Genomic DNA, 22,727 nt, shown 5'->3' on the forward strand with positions numbered 1-22,727 from the left:
GCGACGCACGTTATATGGCACCCGGTGCCAAATGCAATGACTTCTGGTGAGATGGGCGCATGCCGTTCATGCCACCCGCGGACGACGACGGGGACAGCGGGCCTCGGCACGGCCGTCCGCCGTCGACGACGCACCACGACCTCGAGCGCCTCGGCATCGAGATGTTCACGCGGTTCGGCTACGCCAAGACGAGCGTCGAGGAGATCGCCGGCAGCGCCGGCATCTCCCGTCGGACCTTCTTCCGGTACTTCCCGACCAAGGCCGACGTCGTCTGGGGCGACTTCGAGCGCGAGATCGAGCGACTGCGCGCGTCCCTCGAGGCCGTGCCGGCGACCGTGCCGATGATGACGGCCCTGCGGCACGCCGTCGTCGACTTCAACCGCGTGCCCCCGGAGGAGACGGAGCACCACCGCGCCCGGCTCCGGCTCATCCTCGGCGAACCGGATCTCATCGCCCGCTCCATGGTCAAGTTCGCGGGCTGGCGGCAGGTGATCGCCGAGTTCGCCGGTGGGCGGCTCGGTCAGGAACCGACGGACCTGTTCCCACAGGTGGTGGGGGAGTGCGCCCTGGGAGCGTCGGTGGCCGCCTACCGGCGGTGGTTCGTCGACGAGGGCGCCCACCTGTCCGCCCTCATGGACGAGGCGTTCCGGATGCTGGAGCTCATGGGTCCCACTGCCTCCTCCGTGTCCGTCCACGAGGACCGCGAGTGAGGCTCGCCGACCTCACCTGGCCGGAGGTCGAGGAGGGCGGCCGCGGCGTCCTCGTGCTGCCGGTCGGGTCGATCGAGCAGCACGGCCCGCACCTGCCGCTGAGCACCGACGCACTCATCGCCGAGCGGGTGTCCGCCGCTCTCGCCGCCGAGCGGCCAGAAGCCGGGCTGGCGCCGCCGATCGTGTACGGCGCCAGCGGCGAGCACGCGGACTTCCCCGGCACGATGTCGGTCGGCGAGCGGGCCCTGCACGACGTCGTCGTCGAGCTGGTCCGGCACGTCTCCCCGGTCTGGCGGGCGGTGCTGGTCATCAACGCGCACGGCGGGAACGCGCGGGCGCTGGCCCGGGCGCGCGAGCTGTGCACGTACGAGGGGCGGCACCTCGGCATCCATCACGTGGGCCTGCCGGGCATGGACGGCCACGCCGGGCGGTCCGAGACGGCCCTCATGCTGCACCTCGAACCGGACCTGGTGCGGCCGGACCGCATCAGCGCGGGAGTGACGCAACCCCTCCGCCAGCTCCTGCCGCGGTTGCACGCCGAGGGCGTGCGCGCCGTCAGCCCCACCGGGGTGCTCGGCGACCCGCGGGGGGCGACCGCGCAGGAGGGCGCCCAGCTCTTCGGCGAGCTCGTCGAGCGTGCGCTCGCCGCCCACGACCGCGCCTCCGGAGGGACCGACGATGCCCGCTAGGAGAGCCTGTGCGTGAGGGGATCACGGCCGACTACATCGTCGTCGGAGCCGGCGCGGCGGGTTGCGCCCTGGCCCAGCGGCTGAGCGAGGACGGGACGCGGACGGTCCTCCTCCTCGAGGCGGGGAGGTCGGGGCACCCGCTCCTCGCCGTGCCCAAGGCCTTCATCGTCACGATGCGGTCCCCCCGGCTCACCTATCGGTACGTCACGGAGCCCCTCGCCAACGGGCAGGCGCAGAGCTGGATCCGGGGGCGCGCCCTGGGCGGCTCGACGGCGATCAACGGGTCCATGTACCTGCGCGGCGAGCGGGAGCACTACGACGAGCTCGCTGCCGAGCTCGGCCATCGGTGGGCGTGGCCGGCGTGGGCGCGGGCCTTCCACGCCGTCGAACGGCGTCTTCCGGTGAGCCCGACACCGATGGAGGACGGCGTCGCGACGGCCGTGCTGCGCGCCTTCGCCACCGCCGGGATGCCGAGCGTCGCCGACCTGAACGGCTCCTCCGGGCAGCGCTCCGGCGCCACCCCGACGACGATCCGGCGCGGACGACGGGTGACCGCCACGGCGTTCCTGTCGCACGCGCGACGGCGCGCCACCCTCCGCGTCGTGACGGGTTCTCCCGCCGTCCGGGTGCACCTCGAGGGCAAGCGGGCGGCCGGCGTCGTGGTCGCCGACGACGGCCGGGCGGTGCTCCACCGCGCCAGGCGGGAGGTCGTGGTGTGCGGGGGAGCGCTCGAGACGCCGCTGCTGCTCGAGCGATCCGGCATCGGTGACCCCGCCGTGCTGCGCCGGGCGGGGATCGAGCCGCTGGTCGAGTCCCCGGCCGTGGGCGAAGGCCTGGTCGAGCAACGCTCGGTCATCGTCAAGGCGCGGCTGCGCCCGGGAACGGGGACGGGCCCGCTGCTGGACAGCCGGACGAAGGTGGCCGCGCAGGCGGTGCGCTATCTCCTCACCCGGGGTGGGCCGATCGCCACCGGGCCGTACGAGGTGGCCGCGCTCGCCGCGAGCACGGGGCAGGTGCCGGATCTCCAGCTCCTCGCCACGATGCTCGCCACCGACGACAGCGGGCTGCGTGTGGGCGACCACGCGGGCATGATGCTGCAGGGTTATCCCCTGCGGCCGAGCACCGCGGGCTCCATCCACGTCAGCGGCCCCCTCCCGGGCGACCCGCCGCGCATCGACGCCGCGTCGCTCGCCACCGCGGACGATCGGCGCCTGACGGGGGCGGTCCTGGAACGCATGCGCGAGGTGCTCGCCTCGCCCCCGCTGGCCGACCTCGTCCTCGGCGAGGAGGTGCCCGGCCCGTGGGTGCGGAGCCGGGAGGACGCCGTGCGGCACGCGCTCGATGCCGGGGCCGGGATCTTCCATGCCGTCGGGTCCTGCGCCGTCGGTCGCTCGGCGGAGTCGGTGGTGGACACGCGGCTGCGGGTGCGCGGCGTGCGAGCGCTTCGGGTGGCAGACACGTCCGTGTTCCCGACGCAACCCTCCGGCGGCACCGCCGCGCCCACCATGGCGTTGGGCCACATGGCCGCCGAGATGGTGCTCGAGGACGGCGAGTAGGCGCGACGCTCGACCATCGTGGCGGCAGGCGTCGTTCCGGCGCGATGGCGCGCGCAGGTTGTCCGGGCCCCCGCGGTCGCCCGGGAGGCGGCTCCGCCCGTCGTCAGGCAGGCAGGTGCTTGAGCGCCTCGCGGCGCGACAGCGGCGACAACCGGTCGCCGAGGGCGTCGACGTGGGCGAGCACCCAGGGCATGTCGGTGCGGGCGTAGTCGCGCAGCGCCCACCCGATCGCCTTGCGGATGAAGAACTCGCGCCCGAACGCGCTGCCGAGAACGTTCGCCTCCACGACGTCGACGAGCAGACCCGTGTCGGTGCGCCCGCGGGCGCCGAGCTGGCAGAGGACCGCGGCCCGCCGGACCCACATGTCCTCATGGCGCGCCCACGAGCGCATGAGCTCGGCCTCCTCCGGGTGGGCCCGCAGCACCGGTCCGACGAGGTGGACGGCGACGTCGTCGACGTAGTCCCACCACGCGCCCGAGACGAGCAGGTGCCGGTAGAGCGGCAGCGCCGCCGGGTCGGTGGCCCAGACCGCGTAGGCGCGGTGCCGGGCGAGGGCGATCGCGGCGTAGCGCTCCTCGCGGTACCCGGCCCCGTCCCAGAGGGCGCGGACGGTGGCCTCCCAGGCTCCGGCGTCGCCAAGGGCGTGCGCGGGATCGGTGAGGAGGGGCCGCAGCACGGCCCGGAGCTCGGGGGAACGCAGCCCACGGAACGGCATCTCCGAGCGCATGTACCGTTGCTGGCCGGCCGCGCGGGCGGGGTCGGCGGCGTCGCCGAGCACGCGGCGGACCGCGACGACGAGGGGTTCGTGCGTCGGCACTCTCGGGCCCTTCCTGCTCCGTCCCGGACGGGGCGAGACCATCGGTCGGTCGCGGCTCCGCACGCCACGGAACCTCTGACGTGAGGGCGCGCCTCTCGTCCGCGACCACGGTAGCGGGACGGCACACGGGCTGACCGCGCGCGGCCGGTCAGCGCGCGTCATCTCGGCGGCTTCTCTCAGGTGCGGGACTCCTGGCAAGGTGGCGCGATGGGAACCGAGCACTTCGACGCGACGGCGGCGGACTGGGACCGTGACGAGCAGAAGGTGGTCCGGGCGCAGGAGGTCGCGCGGTCGGTGGCGACGACGGTGCCGCTGAGCCAGGGCACGCGTGTGCTCGACTACGGCGCCGGGACCGGGCTGGTGACGCAGGCGCTCGTCGGGCAGATCGGCCCGGCGACCCTGGCGGACAGCTCCTCGGGGATGCGCGGCGTCATCCGGGACAAGGTCGCCGCCGGCGTGCTGCCCGGCGCGCGGGTGTGGGACCTGGACCTGGAGGCCCAGCCGGCACCGGACGAGCGGTTCGACCTCATCGTCACCTCGCTCGTGCTGCACCACATCCGTGCGCTGGAGCGGGTGCTCGCCGGCTTCGCCGAGCTTCTGGAGCCCGGCGGCTACCTGTGCATCGCCGACCTGGACCGGGAGGACGGCTCCTTCCATGGGCACGACTTCGACGGCCACCACGGCTTCGACCGCGTGGAGCTGGCCGGGCAGCTGACGGACGCCGGCCTGGTCGACGTCTCGGTCCGGGACTGCACCGAGTTCGTCCGCGACGGCGTCACCTACTCCGTGTTCCTGGCCGTGGCCCGCCGTCCGGCCTGAGGACCACGGCCGGAGGTGTCACGGGCGACCTCGACCCGCGCGGCGATGGCACCCGGGCCCCGGTGAGCCGCACGCGCCACTACCATCGGCCGATGGCGTCGGTCAGGCAGGTTGCCGTCAGTCGGCGCCGACGTTCTTGGTCACCCAGTCCGCCAGCGGGCGGATCTGCTCCCACATCGCCCGCACGTGGTCGAGGGCGGCGGGTGTCGCCAGCCACGGCGGCGTGCCGACGTTCGTGATGGCCATGAGCTCCTTGCGGCGCAGGAGGACGATGCGCGGGTGGTCGGCCGGGTAGCCCCGCGGCTGCGTCTTCAGGGACGCGCCCTCGATCGTGAAGCCCTGCTGCTGCAGCGTCGCGACGATGCCCGGCAGGACGCCGTCGTCGTCGGCGTCGACCGCCCGGCGGAAGCGGTCGGTCTGCTCCGCCGAGTGCGTGCGGAAGCCGCCGCCGGCGAGGAGCCCGTCGGCGTCGAGGCCGACGTAGAACCCGAACCCCGGCGCCGGGCCCGAGATGGCGCCCTGGTGCGTCTTGTACGGCGACTTGTCGGCGCTGAACCGGAGGTCGCGGTACGGCCGGAACACGCGTGCCGGGCCGAACTCCGGCTCCAGTGCGGCGACGAGCGCGAGCATCGGCTCGCGCACGTCGCGCTCCCACTGTGCCTTGTGCTCGTCCCAGAACTCGCGCGTGTTGTGACGCTCGAGCTGGGCGTAGAACTGCGGCCCCCACAGCGGGAAGCCGGTGAAGTCGGCCATGGTCGCCATCATGCCGGGCGACGGCGTCGCCCGGACCGCTCTGGCGGGGTCCGTCCTCAGCCCCGCTTCGGCGCGCCCACCTCCAGCGGCAGCGACTCGTCGGCGGCCCACTCCGTCATCGACCCGTCGTAGACGGCGACGTCGTCGCGGCCGAGGCGGGCGAGGTTGAACGCGAGGTAGGTCGCGGCGATGCCGCTGCCGCAGTAGGTGACGACCTTCGTGTCCTCCTCCAGCGCGCCGGCCGCCGCGAACGCCGGGCGGAGCTCCTCGGCGTCGCGGGCGCCGCCGTCGGGGGAGAGGAGCTCGCCGACGAAGACGTTGCTGCTGCCGGGGATACGGCCGGGGCGGGCGTACGTGACGCGGGTGCCCTCGAAGGTGGCGCGGTCGAGGGAGTTGACGAGCTGAAGTCGTCCCGGCCCAGCGCGGCGACGACGTCGTCCTTCAGGGCGAGCAGCTCGGGGCGGCGGCGGGCGGTGAACCGCGCCGGCGGGAGGTTCTCCTCGCCGGTGGCCACGGCGCGGCCGGCGGTACGCCAGGCGCTGAAGCCGCCGTCGAGCACGGCAACGTCGTCGAAGCCCTCGAGGCGGAGGTTCCACCACAGGCGGGTCGCCCACATGTTGGCGCCCTGGTCGTAGACGACCACTCGGGCGCCGTCGCCGATGCCAAGGGCGCCGATCCGCTCGGCGAACGTCTCGGAGTCGAGCGCGGTGAAGGTGGTCGGGGCGCCGGTGTCGGCGAGATCGGTGAGCAGGTCGGCGAAGACCGCGCCGGGGATGTGGCCCTTGCGGTAGGCGTCGCGGCCGGACGCGACGTCGTAGTAGCCGTCGCCCTCGGGCTGGGCGAGAACGTGGTGGCGTCGACGACGATCAGGTCGGCGTCGTCCAGGCGAGCCTGGAGCCAGGCGGTGTCGACGAGGAGCGGCAGAGTAGTCATGGCTCCCACGTTACGGAACGGCCCCGTCGGGCCGGGCCCCGGCTCTGGTGACGTCTCGGCTCCTGGACGACGCGGCCCGCGCCGGTCACGCAGCGGAGGCAGGGCCGCCACCTAGACTTCGGGCCGTGAATGCCTTCGAGTTCATCGGCAACTACTGGTGGCTCGTCTTCCCGATCGGCGGCGCCCTCGGTGGGTCCGTCCGTGCCTTCACGTACAACGCGCGCAAGTGGGACGAACGCCGTCGCCAGGACAAGATCGAGCTCGCCCGGATCAAGTACGGCGCCCGGGCCGTCGCCGCCGAGCAGGCCGAGGCCACGCAGCACGAGATCGAGCGGACCCTCGCCCGGCACCACGCGGTCAGCGAGCGGTGGCTGAGCTACGAGCTCGACGTCGCCAAGCTCATCGACTACCCGCTGATGACCGACATGCGCGAGCCCCTCACGCTCGACTTCCACCGCGCCAAGCGGGACGCGGACGCCCTGCGGCCGGACGACGCGGCGGAGCTGAAGGACCCGGGCCTGCTGGCGGAGTACCGGGACGCCGTGCGCCGCTACGAGACCGCGTTCGACCTGGCCGAGCAGGAGGCGCGGCGGCGCCGCACGTCGGACTTCACCGTGGCCGAGCAGCAGGCGCTGGTCCGCGCCAAGAAGTTCATCGCGCTCGCGGACGACCCGGCGGCCACCCACGCCGAGCGGCAGTCCGCCTACCTGCGTGCGACGCGAGAGCTCGAGGGGCTCGTGGTGCTGCCGACCGCGACAACCGACGCGTTCGAGCAGCGCATCGCCGGCGCCATCGACGCGCCGCCGCCCGAGGAGGCCGCGGGCACCGCGTGAGGTCGGGGCAGGAGGCGCACTGCCTCCCTCGTCGTGCTCCCGGCCGAGCCGGTGGAGTCATGCGGGCGGGACCTCGGCGAGGTCGGCCCGCTCCGGACCGGGCGGGATCTCGATGCGTTCCTCGCCGGTGCGCAGTGCCCGCAGGATGACCTTTCCGACGTAGTCGGCGCTGTGCACGACCACTCCAGGCGCGACCTCCTGGCCGGGAGCCAGGTGCCGCCCGGCGAACTCGGTCGCCGTGATCGCCGGTGTCACCAGCGAGACGAGGATGCCGTCGCCGCGGAGCTCTTCGCGAGCCACCGCGGTGAGCATGTTGACTGCTGACTTCGTTGCGGCGTAGGCGCCGACCCCGGGGATCGGACGCCTCGTCGTCCCGGATCCGACATTGACGATCCGGCCCGATCCCTGCTCGCGCATGGCGGGCAGGACCGCCTGCATCAGCGCCACGACGCTGACCACGTTGACGGTCAGAACCCGGGTGAACTCCTCGAGATCGAGCTGGTCGAGCGGCGCGTGCAGAGCAGCCCCGGCGTTGTTGACGAGCCCGTCGATCGTGCCGAAGCGCTCCAGGGTGGCGTCGACCAGCCTCCTGACGGCGTCGGGGTCGCTGACGTCCGTCTCGAGCGCCAGCGCGCCATCGAGGCTGCCGCTCAGCCGCCGGAGCCGATCCCCGCGGCGAGCGGCAAGGACCGGGTGCGCGCCGTTGGCGTGGAGCAGTCGCGCTGTCGCCTCGCCGATGCCGGAGGACGCGCCGGTGACGATGACGACCTTGCCCGCGAGATCCAGCAGATCCATGGAGCTCATCCTGCCCGCGTTGACCGTTGGCGGGGACCCGACCTGCGCCGCTCGCGCCCCCGGCATCGTGCCGTCGTGCGGATCGCGCCACAATCGCCCTTGGCCGTGGCGCTGGAACGCCGGCACTCCCGGCGTGTCGCGCCTCGATTGCGCGCGGTTGTGGCGCGATCGCCGTGCCGGCGACGCAGACGTCGCGGTTGGCTACGCTCGGCGCCGTGACCAGGTACGCGGCCCTGCTCCGCGGGATCGCTCCGAGCAACCCAGCCATGACCAACGACAAGCTGCGCGGGGTGTTCGAGGCGCTCGGGTTCGGGCAGGTCGCCTCCGTGCTGGCCAGCGGCAACATCGTGTTTCGCAGCGCCGAGGCCGACGTCCCCGCGCTGGAGCGGCGGATCCAGCGCGCGCTCGCCAGCGAGCTCGGCATCGCCGGCGGCACGATCGTCCGCGAGCACTCCGAGCTGCGCGCTCTCCTGGACGCCGATCCTTTCCCCGGACTCACGCACGGCCGCGGCACCTACCTGACCGTGACCTTCCTCAAGGACGGCGCCAGGGCCCCCGGGCGGCTGCCGGAGCAGCCCGACCCGCTGACCCGGATCGTCGGGTACGACCCGGCGGCCCGCGTCTTCCTCGCGATCATCGACAACAGCGTCCTCGGCAGGACGCCGGACTTCATGGCCTGGCTGGACAAGACCTACGGCAAGGACATCACCACCCGCACCTGGCTCACCGTCCAGCGCATCGTCAAGAAGCTCGAGACCTGAGGTAGCGACTCGCCACGCGTCCGCGCGGCCCGGCCGTGCCGTCGCGGCACGAGCGTCGTCGGCCCAAAGCCCCTTCCGTCGCGCTCGCCGCCGCGCCAGAGTGGAGCCACACGGCAACCACGGATACGCGAAGGAGCGGACCATGCGGGCTCAGCGTGGAGACCACATCGTGCTCGCCGGAGGGCACGTCGGCCAGACGGTGCCCGACGGCGAGATCATCGAGGTGCGCGGCGAGGACGGGGCGCCGCCGTACCTGGTGCGCTGGAGCGACGGGCGGGAGGTGCTGATCTTCCCCGGTCCCGACGCCGAGCTGCGCGTCGCGCACTCCCGCGAGGAGGCCGCTGCGGCCGGAGCTGACCGGCCGGCCGAGGCCCGGCCCGTGCAGGAGTGGCAGATCCGGGTCTCGCTCTTCCCGTCCGGCGATGACACCACCGCGCGGGTCGCGCTGATCAGCGACGCGATCGGTGAGCTGGACGCCCAGGGGGCGAGCCACCGCGGCGCCCACGACCCGGCGGTGGCGCGGATCGGCGACGAGGTCGCGCTGGCGCGGGCGCTGCGTCACCTCGCGGACCAGCTCCTCGCCAGGGCGGGCCACGACGTCGAGAACGTCACCGGCGAGGCCGACGTGACGATCCGGCCGAGCTGAGCGCCCCGGGCACGGATGGTGCGGCGGGCGGGGACCTTGGTCGCTGTTCGCTGGCGGAGGCCGGCGCCACAGTGGAGGTGAGCGCACGCGTTCAGCGCAGGTGCCCCGGGTGGGCCCGTCGGCACCGCTCCGCGCTCGTCGGAGGTGAGGGAGATGGCAGAGGCCACCGCTCCTCCGCGCGTACGGTCCTCGGCGTCGCGCACAACGCCCACCCTGCTGCTGGCGTGCGGCATCGCCGCGCCCCTGGTCTATGTGTCCGCCGACGTGGGATGCCGACGCCCGCCTGGGCGCCCTGGAACGCGTGAACATCTACGCCACGATGCTGTGGCTCCTCCTTCTCGCCGCGGCCCTGGTCCGCGCCGAGACCCACGCGCAACCCGACCGTGAAGGGACGAGATCATGAGCATCACCTACTGCCACGCCTCGAAGTTCGGCAACGGCGCCGCCGTCGCCGAGCACTTCACCCAGGCCATGGCCGCCAAAGGCATCACGGTCGACGTCAGTCACGTGCGTGACGCCGATCCCAGGCACCTGCCGCGCGCGGACCTGTACATATTCAGCTCGCCGGGCCGGATGGGCAGGCCGATCGGCGCCGCGCGGCGGTTCCTGCGGAAGGTGCAGCTTCCCCCGGGCACGCCCTACGCCCTCCTCACCACCGCGTCCACGCCCCAGCCGGACAAGAAGACCGGCGAGATGCCCAGCGAGGAGAGCATGGCCCGGTGGCGCCGCGTGCGGCCGATCATGACCGAGCTGCTCGACGCGAAGGGCCTGCGAAAGGTCGCCGAGGACACCGTGCAGGTGACCGGGCTCAAGGGGCCGCTGGAGGCCGGGTGGGAGGAGAAGGTCGACGCCTTCGCCGACCGCGTCGCGCCGCTCACCGGTCTCCACCGGAGCTGACCGCCCCGGCGGTCGTGGGCGCCCGGCCCCGGCGCTCGTGGGGCGGCCGCCCCGCGGCCGCCGTCGCGCGCGCCGTCCCACGGACAGGGCCTGCCTCGCAGAAGTGGGGCAGATGGCTGCAGCCTTATGTGCGGCGCGTTTATGGACCGATAGGGTCGAAACCCGTCGTCCAGCCAGAAGGGTTTCACCATGATCGATTTCCAGAACGCGTCGTACATCAAGCTCGGGCCGTGGGAGACCACTAAAGCGCAGTCCGACCTCGCGGAGATTCTCATCGAGAATGAGACGGTCCACCTCGCATTCAAGGGCATGCGGGACTCGGTGACGTTCACCAACAAGCGGATCATCGCCCTGAACGTGCAGGGCATGACCGGTAAGAAGAAGGACTACACCTCGTTGCCGTACAGCCGTATCCAGGCGTTCTCCGTGGAGACCGCGGGAACGTTCGACCTCGACTCCGAGATCGAGCTGTGGTTCAGCGGCCTCGGCCGGATCAAGCTCGAGTTCACCCGCGGCGTCGACATCCGGGGTCTCAACCGGCTCATCGGGGACCACGTCCTCTAGGCGCCCGGCTCAACGCGCGGACGCCACAGGAACGTTTCCCTGGGCGCTTCCGGGAGGCGGGGAGCGCGCGGGGCTCGTACGGTCGAAGAGATCCCACCGAACGAGAGGAGCACAGAATGACGGACCTCACAGGCAAGCGCATCGCCTTCCTCGCCACGAACGGCTTCGAGGACTCGGAGTTGACGTCGCCCTGGGAGGCGGTGACCTCGGCCGGCGCGACGGCGACCCTCGTCTCGCCCGAGCCGGGCAGCATCACCGGCAAGAACGGGCACGAGGCCAGGGTCGACGCGGCCGTGGGCCAGGCGAAGGGCGACGACTTCGACGGACTCGTCCTGCCGGGCGGCGTCGCCAACGGTGACACGATCCGCATGGACGAAGACGCGGTCGCGTTCGCCCGGTCCTTCTTCGACCAGCACAAGCCGGTCGGGGTGATCTGCCACGGCGGCTGGATCCTCACGGACGCCGACGTGGTCAAGGGGCGCACCATGACCTCGTGGCCGAGCCTGCGCACCGACCTGCGCAACGCCGGCGCCACCTGGGTTGACGAGGAGGTGGTCGTCGACGCCGGGCTGGTGAGCAGCCGGAAGCCCGACGACCTGCCCGCGTTCAACGCCAAGATCGTCGAGGAGTTCGCCGAGGGCAAGCACGAGGCGCAGGTGGCCTGATGCGCCCCGCGACGTCGGGCGGCCCAATCGTCGCCGTAGCGCGGACGTAGACGAGCCCAGGGTGTGGGCCTGGTGCCGAGGTGACCTCGGCACCAGGCCCACACCCATGCCGTCCCATGACCGACGGCGGACGACCCTGACCGGAACCTCACGCGGCGGGCGCCGGCTCCGCTGCGAGGTGGAACGTGGCGGCGAAGCGGTCCAGCAACGCCGGGTCGCCGTCGAGCACCTCCACGACTCCCCGCTCGATCGCCTCGGCGGGGGAGACCTCGCCCGAGATGACCGAGTGGATCCCGGGCCCGGCGGCGAAGGTGAGGCCGGCGCCGGGCCGCGGTCCGGGCGTCACGGTGAGGGCGCCGTCGGCGACGTCGAGCGCGAGCACGACGTCGCCGATGCGTGCCTCGTAGGAGGCGGCCGGCAGGGCGGCGGCAACGCCTGGTCGGAACGCGGTGCGCAGCGCGATGGTCAGCGAGTCGGCGGTGACGACGTCGGCCGGGTCGGGCTCGCCCATGGCCCGGAAGCCCCACCGCCCCAGCGCCAGGACGACGTCCTCGAGCCCGCGCCCGAACTCGGTGAGCTGGTAGACCAGGCCGTGGGCGAGCGGGACGCGGCGGATGACGCCGCCCGCCTGCAGCTCCTTGAGCCGCGCGGCCAGGATGTTCGTCGGGATGCGGGGGAGGCCCGCCTTGAGGTCGGTGTAGCGCCGCGGCCCCACGAGCAGGTCGCGGACGATGAGCAGGGCCCATCGTTCGCCGACCAGCTCGAGGGCCGTGACGACGCCGCAGTACTGCCCGTAGCTACGTGCGCCCATCCGTCAGGCGCCCGCCTCCTGCTGTCCCTGCTGCGCCATGTAGGCCTCGGGGCCCTTCTCGGCGGCGACGGGATCCATCCACAGCGCGCTGAAGTTGTTGCCGTCGGGGTCCTCGAAGTCGCGCGAGTACATGAACCCGTAGTCCTGGGCCTCGCGGGGCTCGGTGCCGCCGGAAGCGAGCGCCTTCTCGAGGAGCGCGTCGACCTCCGGGCGGCTCTCCCGGCTCAGCGCCACCTCGACCTGCGCGGAGGTGTGCGGGTCGGCGATCGGCTTGTCGGTGAACGTCGCGAAGAACTCGCGGGTGAGGATCATGAGGTACAGGTGCTCGTCGATGACGACGCAGGCGGCGTTCTCATCGGTGAAGTTGGGGTTGATGTGCCAGCCGAGCCCGGTGAAGAACGCCTTCGCTCGCTCGAGGTCGGAGGTGGGCAGGTTGACGAAGATGTCAGTGGTCATGATGAACATGTCTCCCTTGACTGTTTGAACCTGACCGCTCGTGCGGACGAGAACTACACTTGCAAAAAGCAAGTACGACTGTCAAGAGGCCGTTCGGCTCCTTCGGCGGGCGGCAGATCCGCCGGGTGGGCCGACTGGCGGGGTAGGCAGATCGGCTGGACAGGCCGATCAGCTGGGCAGCGGGACTCAGCCGGCGGCGCGGCCGAGCTCCTCGTGCAGCCTCGCCCGCACGTCCGCCGGCGCCACGCCCAGCCACTGCAGGGTGCGGGCCGTGGGGGTGTCGTCGGCCACCAGGGCGAGCAGCAGGTGCTCGGTGCCGATGTAGCCGTGCCCGAGCGCGAGGGCCTCGCGGAGGGACTGCTCCAACGCCTTCCTCGCGCTCGCGGTGAACGGCAGACGGTCACCCTTCCTGCGGAGGAACCCGCGGCGCGGCGCGCGCGGCTTGTCCAGGGCGCCGGGGCCGAAGGTGGCCTCGGCCTGGCGGCGCACCGCCTCGAGGTCGATCCCGATGCTCGCGAGCGCCTCCCCGTCGGCGTGGCCGAGGACGGCGAGCTCGCGCTCGAGCGCCGCCCGGTCGAGGCCCAGCTCGGCCAGCACCCGTGGCGCGAGGTCGTCGTCGTTCGCCAGGAGGCCGAGGAGGAGGTGCTCGGCGCCGATGTGGTCGTGCCGGAGCCGCCTGGCCTCCTCCTGCGACCGGACGACCGTGGTGCGTGCCGCCTCGGTGAACCGCTCGAACATCATCGCCTCCCGTCCGCGGCGGGACCGACCCGCCCGGCGTGCTTCTTGTGGACCGCCTGCTTCGAGACCCCCATCACGGCGGCGACCTCGGCCCAGGACCAGCCCTGCTCCCGCGCGTTGCGGACCTGGAGGTCCTCCAGCTGCTCGACCAGCCGGCGCAACGCCGCGACGGCGCGCAGGCCGACGGCTGGGTCCTTGTCCGTGCCACTCGCGACGAGGTCGCTCTCCTCATTCACAATCGTCAGCCTAGGTTGACGGAGCGACCGCGTCAACCTTTGTTGCCGGAAGGGGTACCTGGTGGTCACCCGCCGGCGGGGCGCTGCACGGCATAGACGAGATGGACGAACTGGCCGTGCCTCTCCGCGCTCGTCAGCGCCAGCCGATCCGGCCCGACCCGCCGGGGCAGGAGCGCGGCGCCGCCGGGCAGCGTCGCCGGCGCGACCGACACCTGGATCTCGTCGAGCGCGTCGACGTCCAGGAACTGGCCGGCCAGGTCGCCGCCGCCGAGCAGCCACAGGTCCCGGTCCCCGGCCGCCGCCGCGAGGTCGGGCAGCCGGTCGGCGACGGCGCCCCGGACGAGGCGCACGTCGGCGCCCTCCGGCGTCGGCAGCCGGCGGGTGGTGAAGACGAACGCCGGGCGGCCGCCGACGTACTCGAGCTCCTGCCACCGCCCGGGCCGCTCGAGGATCCGCTCCTCGCGCAGCACCCACTCGTACGTCGTCGAGCCCATCACCAGCGCGCCGATCCCGCGCAGGAACGCCGCGTTGTCGGGGGCGCCCGCGCTCTCGACGGCGAACAGCCAGCTCAGCGAGTCCTCGTCGTCGGCGATGAATCCGTTCAACGTCGCCGCGGCGTTGTAGATGACCCTCGCCACGCCCGCGCTCCGCCTCAGCCGGTGTGCCGTCCGGTCAGCTTGTCGCGGAGCCGGTCGACCATGCCGACGCCCGGCCCAAGGGTCTTGTGGAACAGCTCGGAGTGCGGGGCGTGGGGGTGCGGGCGGGTCGGTGCCAGCTTCTTGGCCGTCTCCACCTTCTCGCCCAGCTTGACCAGCTTCTCGGCGGGAATGCTGGCCCGGAGCTTCGGGAACTGGTCGGCCTCCTCCTCGCCCGCGTGGTGGCGCAGCTGCGCCTCCAGCTCCCTGACGAGCCCCATGAACGTCGGATCGCCGGCCTCGACGTCCTCCATCCGCTTCATCAGCTGGACGATCTCGTCGTGCTCCTTCTTGTCCTGCTCCACCTCCGCGGCCCCGTCCGGCACGTGCTCCTTGATCGCGGGGTAGACGTACATCTCCTCGGCGACGGCGTGACGCATCACCTCCGCGATCACGGTGTCGGCCAGGTCCCGGCGCCGGCCGGCGTCGGGCGTGCCCTCGATCTGGCCGAGCAGCTCCAGCATCTCCTGGTGGTCGGCGGTGAGGATGTCGACGACATCCCGGCCCTGGCCGCCACTTCGGGTCTCGGTCATGAGACGACCCTCCTTCGCGTCGTTGTGACCCGAGCCTAGGAAGGAAGCGAGGGCGCGGCATCCTCAGCCACGCCACGCCGCGCCGGATGGTCAGGGGAGAAGGTGTGTGCGTCCCCGGCGGCGTCGGCACCGCGCCGACGGCGGTGACCTTCGGCCCGGGTGGCCCGCCGCCCCCGCGGCCAGGCTGGAGGCATGGACGACGACGACGTCGAACGGGCGCCGCACGGCCGACGTCGAGCACCCGCCCGCCCCGGTCGCCCGGTGGCGGCGGTTCGCGATCACCCCCCGCTGCTGCGCACCGCGCTCCTGGCCATGCACGGGGAGATCCTGGTCGGCCGGTGGCGGCCCTTCACCGCGCTGCAGGTCCTCGCGCCGCCCGAGGGGTTCGTCTGGGCGGGGCCAGCGGGTCGCGGCGCCACGCGGCCCCGGGGCTTCGACCGGTTCACCCGGGGCGAGATGCGTCGGCGGCTGGGTGGCCTCCTGCCAGTGATGTCCGCCCGGAACGCCAAGTCACCCGCAGCGCCGCCGGCCGACTCGCGGGCGAGACGATGCTCCTCCCGGCCGCGGCGCTGAACCCGGCGGTCACCCGGCCCCAGGCTCAGCCCGGCCCGATGGCTGCCTGCATGCGGGTCATCGCGCCCTCGAGGTGCTCACGCATGGCGCGCTCCGCGGCGGCGGGGTCACCCGCGCGGTACGCCTGGAGTATTCGCATGTGCTCGTCGTGGCTGCGATGAGGGTCCGAGTCGCCGCGGCGGGCGCTGAAGCGGTACCGCTCGCTGTTCTGCCAGACGGGCTCGATCGCCCGGACGAGCCAGCGCGAGCCCGAGGCGCGGTAGAGGCCGAAGTGGAAGTCGCTGTGTGCCCCTCGCGCCTGCTCGAGCTCGCCGGCGTCGAGGTGCCGCTCGTGGCGGTCGAGCGCCTCCAGCGCACGCTGGGCGACGGTCTCGTCGCTCCGGTCGGCGGCGAGCGACACGGCGAGCGGCTCGAGCGTGAGCCGCATCCGGTAGGTGTCCTCGAGGTCGCTGAGTGTCAGGTCGCGCACGCGCGCGCCCTTGTGCGCCGCGATGTCGACCAGGCCCAGGGCGGCCAGGCGGCGCAGCGCCTCGCGCACCGGCATGGCGCTCGTGGCGAAGCGCTCGGCGAGCTCCTGGATCGGGAGCGCGGAGCCGGCCGGCAGCACGCCGATCAGGATGAGGCGGTGAAGCTCGGCGGTGACCCTGTCCGACAGCGTGTCGTGCAGGCCAGCGCTCCGATTGGGGGAGAGCTCGAAGCCGATGGTCACAAGGTCCCCCACGTTGGTCGCAGCGCTGCCCGAGGGCGGGCCGGTGGCGGCGCTGATGCGCGCCGCTCGTCGTCCCGAATGGGGCGACGTCACCCAGCGTGAAGAATCTGTGATCACATGTCAAGCATGGGCGACGAACAGGCCCGTGCCCGGCGCCGACGTTCGCTCACGAGGCGTTCCGTCCCGGCGCCCGGGCGCTCAGTCGCGGTGGGCCAGCATCGCCGTGCGAATCCGGCCGAGCGCGCCCTCGAGGTGACGTCGCATTGCTCCCTCGGCGGCGGCCGGGTCGTGCGCTCGGCACGCCTCGAGGATCTCGGTGTGCTCGGCGCGGCTCCGGTCCTTCTCGCCACCGGGCGCGGCGAAGCGGTACCGGTCGCTGTTCTGCCAGACGGGTTCGATGGCCCGCTGGAGCCACCGTGAGCCGGCACCCTGGTACAGCAGGAAGTGGAACTCCGTGTGTGCCGTGCGCGCCCGGTCGAGGTCGCCGGCGTCCATCGCGGCGTTGTGCCGAGCGAGGGCGTCCGCGGCGCGCTCGAGCTGCGCCTCGTCGACCACCTCGGCGGCGGAGGCGACCGCGAGCGGCTCGAGGACGAGCCTGACCCGGTAGGTGTCCTCGAGGTCCTCGACCGAGATCTCCGCGACGCGCGCCCCGCGGTGCGGCGTGATCTCCACGAGCCCGAGGCCACCGAGCCGGCGCAGGGCCTCGCGTACCGGCATCGCGCTGGTCCCGAAGCGGTCCGCGAGGTCGCGGATGGGCAGCGCGGAGCCGGGCTCGATCTCGCCCATGATGATCAGCCGGTGGATCTCGACCGTGACCCTGTCCGCCATGGTGCGCTGGATGCCGGCGGTGGAGTCGGGTGAGAGCTCGAACAGGTCGTGATCGATCGAAGTCATGTGCGCCGACCCCCGGAGCGGCGTGCAACGAAGGAGACCCCGGGGATCCCGGGCGTGTCTGGAGTTTACACAAGGTGTGATCACACCTCGCGGCCGTGGACGCCCCCGGCACCCGGGCCGTGGGCGCTCCTGCGAGCCTGGGCGGCTCCTCGCAGCCTGCACCGAGGGCTTCTCGCAGCCTGGACGCCCCGCGGGTTGACGCGCCAGCAGGGGGAGCCTTACGCCGCTGCGACGGTGAAGAGAAGCGTGCGGAACGCGTGTATCTGATCCTCTTGACATGTGATCACAGATTCGACAGGCTTCCGATCACTCGAGTCGACGACGACTATCCGAGCCCGTTCGGGCTCGAAGGAGGGTCCCTCCATGATTCTTCCGCCCTTCCGCTATCTGCGGGCTGACAGCGTCAGCCACGCGGCCGACCTGCTGCGCGAGGTGCCCGGCTCCACGGTCCTCGCCGGCGGCCAGACCCTGGTCAACGCGCTCAAGCTCGACCTCGTCTCGCCCACGGCACTGGTGGACGTCCACGCCCTCGAGGAGCTGCGTCGCGTCGAGCGCTCCGCCGGCGGCCTCCGCATCGGCGCCGCCATGACGTACGCCGAGCTTGCGGCTCATCCGCTCGTGCGGGAGGTCCTGCCCTCCGTCGCGGAGATGGCGGCGGGGCTCGTGGACCGTCAGGTCCGCAACCGGGGGACGATCGGGGGCAACGTCTCCCTGAACGACCCGACCAACAACTTCCCGCCGCTGCTCTCCGCTCTCGGCGCCTCGTTCGAGGTCATCACGGCCGACGGCGCGGCCACCCTCTCGGCGGCGCAGTTCTTCCGTGGCGCGCTCTTCACCGCGGTGACGGGCGGCGGCCTGCTCACGGCCGTCCACGTCCCGGCGCTCCCAGCGACCGACGTCGTCGTGCACCGCCACCTGCAGCTCGCCCGCGACTCCTGGGCGCTCGCCCGCGTAGTGGTCCGGGCGGACGTCTCGGGCGGGACGCTCACGGGCCCGCGGGTCTTCCTCGGCGCGGTCCCCGGCTCGCCGCTGCGCCTGGCGGCCGTCGAGGCCGTGCTCGAGGGCCGCCCGCGCGACCCCGCGGTGATCCCTGGCGCCCTCAAGGCCTTCGACACCGAACCCGTCGAGACCATCTCGGACGCGCACGGCAGCGCCCACTACCGGCGGGCGATGGCGCGCGTGCAGGTGCGCCGCGCCCTCGTCGACCTCATCGAGAAGGAGCAAGCATGACCCAGCAGACCGTGGAGGACCTGCTCGCGGGCCCCGACGTCCACGCCATCACCGTCACCGTCGACGGCGAGCAGCACACCGGCACCGTGTCCTCGCGCAAGCTCCTCGTGCACTTCCTGCGCGACGACCTGGACCGCCGCGGGCCGAAGATCGGCTGCGACACCGGCAACTGCGGCGCCTGCACCGTCAAGTGGGACGGCACGCTCGTGAAGTCGTGCATGGTGCTCGCCGTGCAGGCGGACGGCACAGAGGTCGAGACCGCCGCGTCGCTCGCCGAGGAGGACGGCACCCTCAACGACCTTCAGCGCAGCTTCAAGGAGCACCACGCCCTGCAGTGCGGCTACTGCACCTCGGGGATGCTCATGACCGCCACGGACTTCCTCGCCTCCGGCGAGGAGGTCAGCAACGCCAGCGTGCGCCGGGCCCTCAAGGGCAACATCTGCCGCTGCACCGGCTACGAGAACATCGTCAACGCCATCTGCGCCGCCGGCGGCGCAGACGCCCCGCTGCCCCACGGGCGCGAGGCCGGCCACGAGGAGGTGACGGCATGACCGCGACGGACGCGCGCCCCCAGGCCCAGCAGAAGTACGAGGGCCAGGCGATGCTTCGCCGGGAGGACGACCGCCTGCTGCGGGCGGAGGGCGAGTTCGCCGACGACACCCCGGTCTTCCGCCTCGCCTACGTCCAGTTCGTGCGCTCCCCGTTCGCTCACGCGAGGATCACCAAGATCGACGTCTCCGGCGCGAGCAAGGTCCAGGGCTTCGTCGGGTGCCTGACACCGGACGACGTCGAGGAGCTCTCAGACCCGTTCATCGAGTACCAGGCCGGCCCGGGCGCCGCCGAGATCGACCGGCCTCTCGCCAGCGGGGGCAAGGTCCGCTACGCCGGCGAGCCCGTCGTCGCCGTCGCCGCCGACAGCCGCGAGGCCGCCCGCGACGCGGCGGCCGCCGTCGTCGTGGAGTACGAGCCGCTGCCCGTGGTCGTCGAGACGAAGAAGGCCGTCGAGCCGGGCGCCCCGCTCCTGCACGAGGCCATCGGGGAGAACGTCTCCTGGCAGGGCCAGTTCGACTTCGGCGACATCGACTTCGCCCTCGAGAACGCCGACCACGTCATCGAGGTCGACGAGCTGCACTTCCACCGCTTCTCCCCGACGCCGCTGGAGACCTTCGTGATCTCCGTCGACTACGACCCCGGCATGGACACCTTCACCATCCAGAGCGGCTGCGCCCAGCCCCAGCTGAGCCTGCTGATGATCGGCGCAGCCCTGCGCCACCCGGTGGAGAAGATCCGCCTGCTGAGCAAGGACATCGGCGGCTCCTTCGGCGTCAAGGTCGGCATGTTCATCCCGATGGTGGCGCTGTGCCTCATGGCGCGGAAGTTCCGCCGGCCCATGCGCTGGGTGCAGACCCGCTCGGAGGCGCACTCCGAGGGCGGCCACTCCAACGAGCGCACTTTCACCAACCTCAAGATGGCCGTGCAGAACGACGGCACCGTCCTCGGCGTCACCTACGACGCCCTCGACGACCACGGTGCCTACACCCGGTACGAGCCGCTCGGCGCCCCCATCTGGTCCCAGGTCACCAACGCCTGCTACCAGATCAAGCACCTGCGCGTGAACTGGAAGTCCGTCTACACCAACAAGGGCCCGACGCTCCCGGTCCGTGGGTACTCCCGCATGCAGCACCTGTGGGCGATGGAGCGGCTCTTCGACATCGCGGCCACCAAGCTCGGCATGGACCCGGTGGAGTTCCGCCTGAAGAACTACATCCAGCCGGACCAGTACCCGTACACCACCGTCAACGAGTGCGTGTACGACTCCGGCAACCTGCCGCTGAGCCTGCGCAAGGCCCTCGACCTCATCGACTACGAGGACGCCAAGCGGCTGCAGGCCGAGGCGGTCGGTACGGGCAGGCGCATCGGCATCGGCATCGGCTCCACGCTCGACTCCGGGACCAACAACTTCGGTCAGTCCCGGTTCATCAACCCCAACTCGGGCATGAGCGGCAACACCGAGGCCGGCCTGGTCCGGATGGGCAGCGACGGCTCCGTGTACGTCGTCACCGGCGGCGTCGCCTACGGGCAGGGCCACGAGACCACGATGGCCCAGGTCGTCGCGGACATGCTCGGCGTGACCCCGGACGAGCTCGTGACCCACCGCGGCGGCGACTCGATCCTCGGGACCCAGACGGGCTTCTCCGGCTCGTACGCCTCCCAGTTCGCCGTCACCGGCATCGGCGCCCTCATCGACGCCACCAACAAGCTCATCACCGACATCAAGCTCGTGGCCGGCGCCGTGCTCGGCGCCGAGCCGGACGAGCTCGTGCTCGAGGACCACATGGTCAGGGTCGCCGCGGACCCGGAGCGGCAGATGCCGCTCAAGGCCGTCGGCTGGCTCGTGCACATGTCCCCGGCGGAGCTGCCCAAGGAGGTGCAGGACGTCGTCACGCTCGTCGGTCGCGGCGTCTACGCCGCCCCCTTCACCGTGCCCGACGTCGAGACCAAGAAGGGCAACCTCACCCTCACGTACTCGACCCAGGTCCACGCGGCCGTCGTCGAGATCGACGAGGAGACGGGCCAGATCGAGCTGCTCCGTTACGGCATGGTCGACGACTGTGGCACGCCCATCAACCCGCTCATCGTCCAGGGGCAGGTCCACGGCGCCACCGCGCACGGCATCTCGGCGACCCTCTTCGAGAACATGCACTACACGCCGGACGGCCAGCTCCTGGGCGCCAACTTCTACGACTACCACGCGGCCACCGCCTACGACCTGCCGCAGTTCGCGTACGACAACGTCATCAGCCCCTCGCCCTTCACGCCCACCGGCGCCAAGGGCATGGGGGAGGGCGGCGGCGCCCCGCAGCACACCATCGGCGCCGCCGTGCAGAACGCCCTCGGTGACACGGGCATCGTCATCGACTCCCACATCCCCGCCGAGTCAGTCCTCGAGCTCCTCGCCGGGGCGAACTCCGAGCACGTGAAGGTGGTCCGATGAAGCTCGACGGCACGTTCGACACCCCCGCCGGTCCCGACGCGCTGCGCGCTCTCGCCACCTCGCCGGAGGTGCTGGCCGCGGTCCCCGCCTTCCGTGACGTGGAGGTGGCCGACGACGGCGCCCTGAGGGTGGCGTACTACCCGGTGATCTCGCTCGGCCCGATCCGGTTCGTGACGACGATCACCGCCGGCGAGGTCACCGACACCACGGCCGAGGTGGCCGTCCGCGCGCTTCGCGGCAGCAACCTCGTCGACGCCGACCTCCTGCTCACCTTCGAGGCAGCCGACGGTGGCTCGCGGGTGCGCTGGGAGGCCGAGGTCATGCTCGGGGGCACCGCCGCCAGCGTCGGCCAGCGCGTGGGCGCCGAGATCGTCACCCGCGCCATCGACGACGTGCTCCGGGCGGCGGCAGGCGCGGCCGCCGGCGCGGGCGTGCCCGCATGACGCTACCCGGCTCGGTGGACGTGCACACCCACCTCGCCCCCGTGCTCCCGGACGGGGCCGACGGCGTGGCCGCGGACGGCGAGCGGCTCGTCGTCGACGGGCACGCCGTCGGGCCGCTGGGCCTGTACCGCCCCGACGCCCTCGAGGCCTATCTCGACGACGCCGGTCTGGAGTCCGCCGTCGTCTCGCCGCCGCCGCCGTTCTTCCGCCAGGAGCTCGACCCGGCCGCCGCGGCCGCCTGGGTGCGCGCCCTCAACGACGGCGTGCTGCGCTCCGTGGCCGGACGGACCAGGCTGCTGCCGCTGGCCTACCTCCCGCTCGAGCATCCCGACGTCGCCGTCGCGGAGTACGCGGCGCTGCGCGGCGACGCCCGCTGGGCGGGTGTCACGGCCTCCGCCGGGGGCCGCTCGCAGCCGCTCGACGGCGAGGCGCTCGCGCCGCTGTGGCGCATGCTGGACGAGGACGGCCGCACCCTCCTGCTCCACCCGGGCACGAGCGCCGACGCCCGGCTCGACCGGCACTACCTCGCCAACCTCCTCGGCAACCCCGCCGAGACGGGGATGGCCGCCGCCGAGCTCGTGTTCGGCGCCGTGCTCAGCACCTACCCGCGCGTGCGCGTCGTGCTGTCCCACTGCGGCGGCGTCGTGCCCTCGGTCGTCGGCCGCTGGCAGCGCGGCTACGACACCGACCGTCCCGGCGTCGCGCGCCTCGAGCTGCCCCCACGGGAGGCCGTCCGGCGCCTTTACGTCGACGACCTCGCCCACGACCCGGCCGTCGTGGACCTCGCCGTAGAGGTCTTCGGGGCCGACCGGCTGCTCGTCGGCAGCGACTGGCCCTTCCCCATGGGCTCGTCCGACCCGCTGGCCCTCATCGCCCACCGCGGCGCCGAGGCGCAGCGCCGCGCGGCCGTCGACAACGCCGCCGCCGCCCTCGGCCGGCGCGCCACCCAGACCGCCTGACCTTCCACACGCGAGGA

Annotated in this window: 28 protein-coding genes and 1 pseudogene; 16 read left to right on the forward strand and 13 right to left on the reverse strand. The window is 72.7% G+C overall.

Annotated features, from left to right (window positions below; genetic code table 11):
* Nucleotides 1–59 precede the first annotated feature (59 nt).
* From mftR to EJK16_RS01080, 3 genes are read left to right on the forward strand one after another with little or no spacing between them, the layout of a single operon-like run.
* Nucleotides 60–710: a mycofactocin system transcriptional regulator gene (gene mftR / locus EJK16_RS01070; protein ID WP_127125488.1), complete on the forward strand. Its 651-nt coding sequence runs from the start codon at nt 60–62 to the stop codon at nt 708–710.
* Nucleotides 707–1,399, forward strand: coding sequence for a mycofactocin biosynthesis peptidyl-dipeptidase MftE (gene mftE, locus EJK16_RS01075; protein WP_127125490.1), 693 nt, complete (start codon nt 707–709; stop codon nt 1,397–1,399). The genes mftR and mftE overlap by 4 nt, the downstream gene beginning before the upstream one ends.
* A gap of 8 nt (nt 1,400–1,407) precedes the next feature.
* Nucleotides 1,408–2,955, forward strand: a complete 1,548-nt coding sequence (locus EJK16_RS01080) for a GMC family oxidoreductase (RefSeq protein ID WP_127125492.1) — start codon at nt 1,408–1,410, stop codon at nt 2,953–2,955.
* A 103-nt stretch (nt 2,956–3,058) separates the two neighbouring features.
* On the opposite strand, the gene EJK16_RS01085 is transcribed toward EJK16_RS01080, so the two are convergent.
* Nucleotides 3,059–3,772, reverse strand: coding sequence for a DNA alkylation repair protein (locus EJK16_RS01085; RefSeq protein WP_127125494.1), 714 nt, complete (start codon nt 3,770–3,772; stop codon nt 3,059–3,061).
* 207 nt (nt 3,773–3,979) lie between these two features.
* Between EJK16_RS01085 and EJK16_RS01090 the strand changes: the two genes are divergently transcribed.
* Nucleotides 3,980–4,591, forward strand: coding sequence for a class I SAM-dependent methyltransferase (locus EJK16_RS01090; RefSeq protein ID WP_127125496.1), 612 nt, complete (start codon nt 3,980–3,982; stop codon nt 4,589–4,591).
* 117 nt (nt 4,592–4,708) lie between these two features.
* Here EJK16_RS01090 and EJK16_RS01095 read toward each other — a convergent pair whose 3' ends face one another.
* The 3 genes and pseudogenes from EJK16_RS01095 to EJK16_RS20555 form a co-directional block, all read right to left on the reverse strand.
* Entirely contained in the window at nt 4,709–5,344 is a 636-nt protein-coding gene (locus EJK16_RS01095; RefSeq protein WP_127125498.1) for a DUF2461 domain-containing protein, read from the reverse strand.
* Nucleotides 5,345–5,400: 56 nt separating this feature from the next.
* Entirely contained in the window at nt 5,401–5,958 is a 558-nt protein-coding gene (locus EJK16_RS19745) for a sulfurtransferase (RefSeq protein WP_370275865.1), read from the reverse strand.
* A pseudogene (locus EJK16_RS20555) lies at nt 5,931–6,245 on the reverse strand (sulfurtransferase); the annotation flags it as partial. The gene EJK16_RS19745 and the pseudogene EJK16_RS20555, both read right to left, overlap by 28 nt.
* A gap of 157 nt (nt 6,246–6,402) precedes the next feature.
* Between EJK16_RS20555 and EJK16_RS01105 the strand changes: the two are divergent.
* The gene (locus tag EJK16_RS01105) at nt 6,403–7,110 is read left to right on the forward strand and encodes a hypothetical protein (protein ID WP_127125500.1); all 708 of its coding nucleotides are present in this window, start codon (nt 6,403–6,405) and stop codon (nt 7,108–7,110) included.
* 57 nt (nt 7,111–7,167) lie between these two features.
* Here the strand turns inward: EJK16_RS01105 and EJK16_RS01110 are convergent, their stop codons facing one another.
* Nucleotides 7,168–7,905, reverse strand: coding sequence for an SDR family oxidoreductase (locus tag EJK16_RS01110; protein WP_127125502.1), 738 nt, complete (start codon nt 7,903–7,905; stop codon nt 7,168–7,170).
* A gap of 215 nt (nt 7,906–8,120) precedes the next feature.
* On the opposite strand from EJK16_RS01110, the gene EJK16_RS01115 reads away from it, so the two are divergent.
* The 5 genes from EJK16_RS01115 to EJK16_RS01135 all read left to right on the forward strand — a co-directional run bounded on the left by EJK16_RS01115 (nt 8,121) and on the right by EJK16_RS01135 (nt 11,438).
* Nucleotides 8,121–8,666 (forward strand): DUF1697 domain-containing protein, encoded by a 546-nt coding sequence (locus EJK16_RS01115; RefSeq protein WP_127125504.1) that lies wholly within the window; start codon nt 8,121–8,123, stop codon nt 8,664–8,666.
* 142 nt (nt 8,667–8,808) lie between these two features.
* The gene (locus EJK16_RS20560) at nt 8,809–9,312 is read left to right on the forward strand and encodes a DUF1918 domain-containing protein (RefSeq protein WP_127125506.1); all 504 of its coding nucleotides are present in this window, start codon (nt 8,809–8,811) and stop codon (nt 9,310–9,312) included.
* A 399-nt stretch (nt 9,313–9,711) separates the two neighbouring features.
* The gene (locus EJK16_RS01125) at nt 9,712–10,209 is read left to right on the forward strand and encodes a hypothetical protein (protein WP_127125508.1); all 498 of its coding nucleotides are present in this window, start codon (nt 9,712–9,714) and stop codon (nt 10,207–10,209) included.
* A gap of 189 nt (nt 10,210–10,398) precedes the next feature.
* A complete protein-coding gene (locus tag EJK16_RS01130) occupies nt 10,399–10,773 on the forward strand; it encodes a PH domain-containing protein (RefSeq protein ID WP_127125510.1) in 375 nt (124 codons plus the stop codon).
* Between the two features lie 116 nt (nt 10,774–10,889).
* Complete coding sequence (locus EJK16_RS01135; protein ID WP_127125512.1) at nt 10,890–11,438, forward strand: type 1 glutamine amidotransferase domain-containing protein; 549 nt, start codon at nt 10,890–10,892, stop codon at nt 11,436–11,438.
* 148 nt (nt 11,439–11,586) lie between these two features.
* On the opposite strand, the gene EJK16_RS01140 is transcribed toward EJK16_RS01135, so the two are convergent.
* From EJK16_RS01140 to EJK16_RS01165, 6 genes are all read right to left on the reverse strand, one after another.
* Complete coding sequence (locus EJK16_RS01140) at nt 11,587–12,249, reverse strand: helix-turn-helix domain-containing protein (protein WP_127125514.1); 663 nt, start codon at nt 12,247–12,249, stop codon at nt 11,587–11,589.
* Between the two features lie 3 nt (nt 12,250–12,252).
* Entirely contained in the window at nt 12,253–12,705 is a 453-nt protein-coding gene (locus EJK16_RS01145; protein ID WP_127125516.1) for a VOC family protein, read from the reverse strand.
* Nucleotides 12,706–12,891: 186 nt separating this feature from the next.
* Complete coding sequence (locus tag EJK16_RS01150) at nt 12,892–13,443, reverse strand: Clp protease N-terminal domain-containing protein (protein ID WP_164737165.1); 552 nt, start codon at nt 13,441–13,443, stop codon at nt 12,892–12,894.
* Nucleotides 13,443–13,679, reverse strand: a complete 237-nt coding sequence (locus tag EJK16_RS01155; RefSeq protein WP_127125520.1) for a helix-turn-helix domain-containing protein — start codon at nt 13,677–13,679, stop codon at nt 13,443–13,445. Before EJK16_RS01155 ends, EJK16_RS01150 begins: the two co-directional genes overlap by 1 nt.
* 65 nt (nt 13,680–13,744) lie before the next feature.
* The gene (locus EJK16_RS01160) at nt 13,745–14,317 is read right to left on the reverse strand and encodes a dihydrofolate reductase family protein (protein WP_127125522.1); all 573 of its coding nucleotides are present in this window, start codon (nt 14,315–14,317) and stop codon (nt 13,745–13,747) included.
* 14 nt (nt 14,318–14,331) lie between these two features.
* Entirely contained in the window at nt 14,332–14,907 is a 576-nt protein-coding gene (locus tag EJK16_RS01165; protein ID WP_127125524.1) for a hemerythrin domain-containing protein, read from the reverse strand.
* A gap of 192 nt (nt 14,908–15,099) precedes the next feature.
* Here EJK16_RS01165 and EJK16_RS01170 point away from each other — a divergent pair, with 192 nt between their 5' ends.
* Nucleotides 15,100–15,480: a DUF6544 family protein gene (locus EJK16_RS01170; protein ID WP_127125526.1), complete on the forward strand. Its 381-nt coding sequence runs from the start codon at nt 15,100–15,102 to the stop codon at nt 15,478–15,480.
* 25 nt (nt 15,481–15,505) lie between these two features.
* On the opposite strand, the gene EJK16_RS01175 is transcribed toward EJK16_RS01170, so the two are convergent.
* On the reverse strand, nt 15,506–16,282 hold the full coding sequence (locus EJK16_RS01175) for a GntR family transcriptional regulator (protein ID WP_205739542.1): 777 nt from the start codon (nt 16,280–16,282) through the stop codon (nt 15,506–15,508).
* 105 nt (nt 16,283–16,387) lie between these two features.
* A complete protein-coding gene (locus EJK16_RS01180; protein ID WP_127125528.1) occupies nt 16,388–17,083 on the reverse strand; it encodes a GntR family transcriptional regulator in 696 nt (231 codons plus the stop codon).
* A 363-nt stretch (nt 17,084–17,446) separates the two neighbouring features.
* Here EJK16_RS01180 and EJK16_RS01185 point away from each other — a divergent pair, with 363 nt between their 5' ends.
* The 5 genes from EJK16_RS01185 to EJK16_RS01205 are packed head-to-tail and all read left to right on the forward strand — an operon-like array spanning nt 17,447 to nt 22,710.
* Complete coding sequence (locus EJK16_RS01185) at nt 17,447–18,313, forward strand: xanthine dehydrogenase family protein subunit M (RefSeq protein ID WP_127125530.1); 867 nt, start codon at nt 17,447–17,449, stop codon at nt 18,311–18,313.
* On the forward strand, nt 18,310–18,864 hold the full coding sequence (locus EJK16_RS01190; RefSeq protein ID WP_127125532.1) for a (2Fe-2S)-binding protein: 555 nt from the start codon (nt 18,310–18,312) through the stop codon (nt 18,862–18,864). Before EJK16_RS01185 ends, EJK16_RS01190 begins: the two co-directional genes overlap by 4 nt.
* Entirely contained in the window at nt 18,861–21,308 is a 2,448-nt protein-coding gene (locus EJK16_RS01195) for a xanthine dehydrogenase family protein molybdopterin-binding subunit (RefSeq protein ID WP_127125534.1), read from the forward strand. The genes EJK16_RS01190 and EJK16_RS01195 overlap by 4 nt, the downstream gene beginning before the upstream one ends.
* Nucleotides 21,305–21,751 carry a CoxG family protein gene (locus EJK16_RS01200; protein WP_127125536.1) on the forward strand — a complete coding sequence of 149 codons (447 nt, stop codon included), beginning with the start codon at nt 21,305–21,307 and terminating at the stop codon, nt 21,749–21,751. The genes EJK16_RS01195 and EJK16_RS01200 overlap by 4 nt, the downstream gene beginning before the upstream one ends.
* Nucleotides 21,748–22,710 (forward strand): amidohydrolase family protein, encoded by a 963-nt coding sequence (locus tag EJK16_RS01205; protein WP_127125538.1) that lies wholly within the window; start codon nt 21,748–21,750, stop codon nt 22,708–22,710. Before EJK16_RS01200 ends, EJK16_RS01205 begins: the two co-directional genes overlap by 4 nt.
* The last annotated feature ends 17 nt before the right edge of the window (nt 22,711–22,727 follow it).

The organism is Georgenia sp. SYP-B2076 (assembly GCF_003991205.1).
Classification (GTDB): domain Bacteria; phylum Actinomycetota; class Actinomycetes; order Actinomycetales; family Actinomycetaceae; genus Georgenia.

Bases quoted from the DNA above. Each gene is read 5' to 3' on its own strand.
- mftR (WP_127125488.1), top strand. From the start codon at position 60: ATGCCGTTCATGCCACCCGCGGACGACGACGGGGACAGCGGGCCTCGG.
- EJK16_RS01090 (WP_127125496.1), top strand. From the start codon at position 3,980: ATGGGAACCGAGCACTTCGACGCGACGGCGGCGGACTGGGACCGTGAC.
- EJK16_RS01095 (WP_127125498.1), bottom strand. From the start codon at position 5,344: ATGGCCGACTTCACCGGCTTCCCGCTGTGGGGGCCGCAGTTCTACGCC.
- EJK16_RS01110 (WP_127125502.1), bottom strand. From the start codon at position 7,905: ATGGATCTGCTGGATCTCGCGGGCAAGGTCGTCATCGTCACCGGCGCG.
- EJK16_RS20560 (WP_127125506.1), top strand. From the start codon at position 8,809: ATGCGGGCTCAGCGTGGAGACCACATCGTGCTCGCCGGAGGGCACGTC.
- EJK16_RS01125 (WP_127125508.1), top strand. From the start codon at position 9,712: ATGAGCATCACCTACTGCCACGCCTCGAAGTTCGGCAACGGCGCCGCC.
- EJK16_RS01130 (WP_127125510.1), top strand. From the start codon at position 10,399: ATGATCGATTTCCAGAACGCGTCGTACATCAAGCTCGGGCCGTGGGAG.
- EJK16_RS01135 (WP_127125512.1), top strand. From the start codon at position 10,890: ATGACGGACCTCACAGGCAAGCGCATCGCCTTCCTCGCCACGAACGGC.
- EJK16_RS01140 (WP_127125514.1), bottom strand. From the start codon at position 12,249: ATGGGCGCACGTAGCTACGGGCAGTACTGCGGCGTCGTCACGGCCCTC.
- EJK16_RS01145 (WP_127125516.1), bottom strand. From the start codon at position 12,705: ATGACCACTGACATCTTCGTCAACCTGCCCACCTCCGACCTCGAGCGA.
- EJK16_RS01150 (WP_164737165.1), bottom strand. From the start codon at position 13,443: ATGTTCGAGCGGTTCACCGAGGCGGCACGCACCACGGTCGTCCGGTCG.
- EJK16_RS01165 (WP_127125524.1), bottom strand. From the start codon at position 14,907: ATGACCGAGACCCGAAGTGGCGGCCAGGGCCGGGATGTCGTCGACATC.
- EJK16_RS01170 (WP_127125526.1), top strand. From the start codon at position 15,100: ATGGACGACGACGACGTCGAACGGGCGCCGCACGGCCGACGTCGAGCA.
- EJK16_RS01180 (WP_127125528.1), bottom strand. From the start codon at position 17,083: ATGACTTCGATCGATCACGACCTGTTCGAGCTCTCACCCGACTCCACC.
- EJK16_RS01185 (WP_127125530.1), top strand. From the start codon at position 17,447: ATGATTCTTCCGCCCTTCCGCTATCTGCGGGCTGACAGCGTCAGCCAC.
- EJK16_RS01190 (WP_127125532.1), top strand. From the start codon at position 18,310: ATGACCCAGCAGACCGTGGAGGACCTGCTCGCGGGCCCCGACGTCCAC.
- EJK16_RS01195 (WP_127125534.1), top strand. From the start codon at position 18,861: ATGACCGCGACGGACGCGCGCCCCCAGGCCCAGCAGAAGTACGAGGGC.
- EJK16_RS01200 (WP_127125536.1), top strand. From the start codon at position 21,305: ATGAAGCTCGACGGCACGTTCGACACCCCCGCCGGTCCCGACGCGCTG.
- EJK16_RS01205 (WP_127125538.1), top strand. From the start codon at position 21,748: ATGACGCTACCCGGCTCGGTGGACGTGCACACCCACCTCGCCCCCGTG.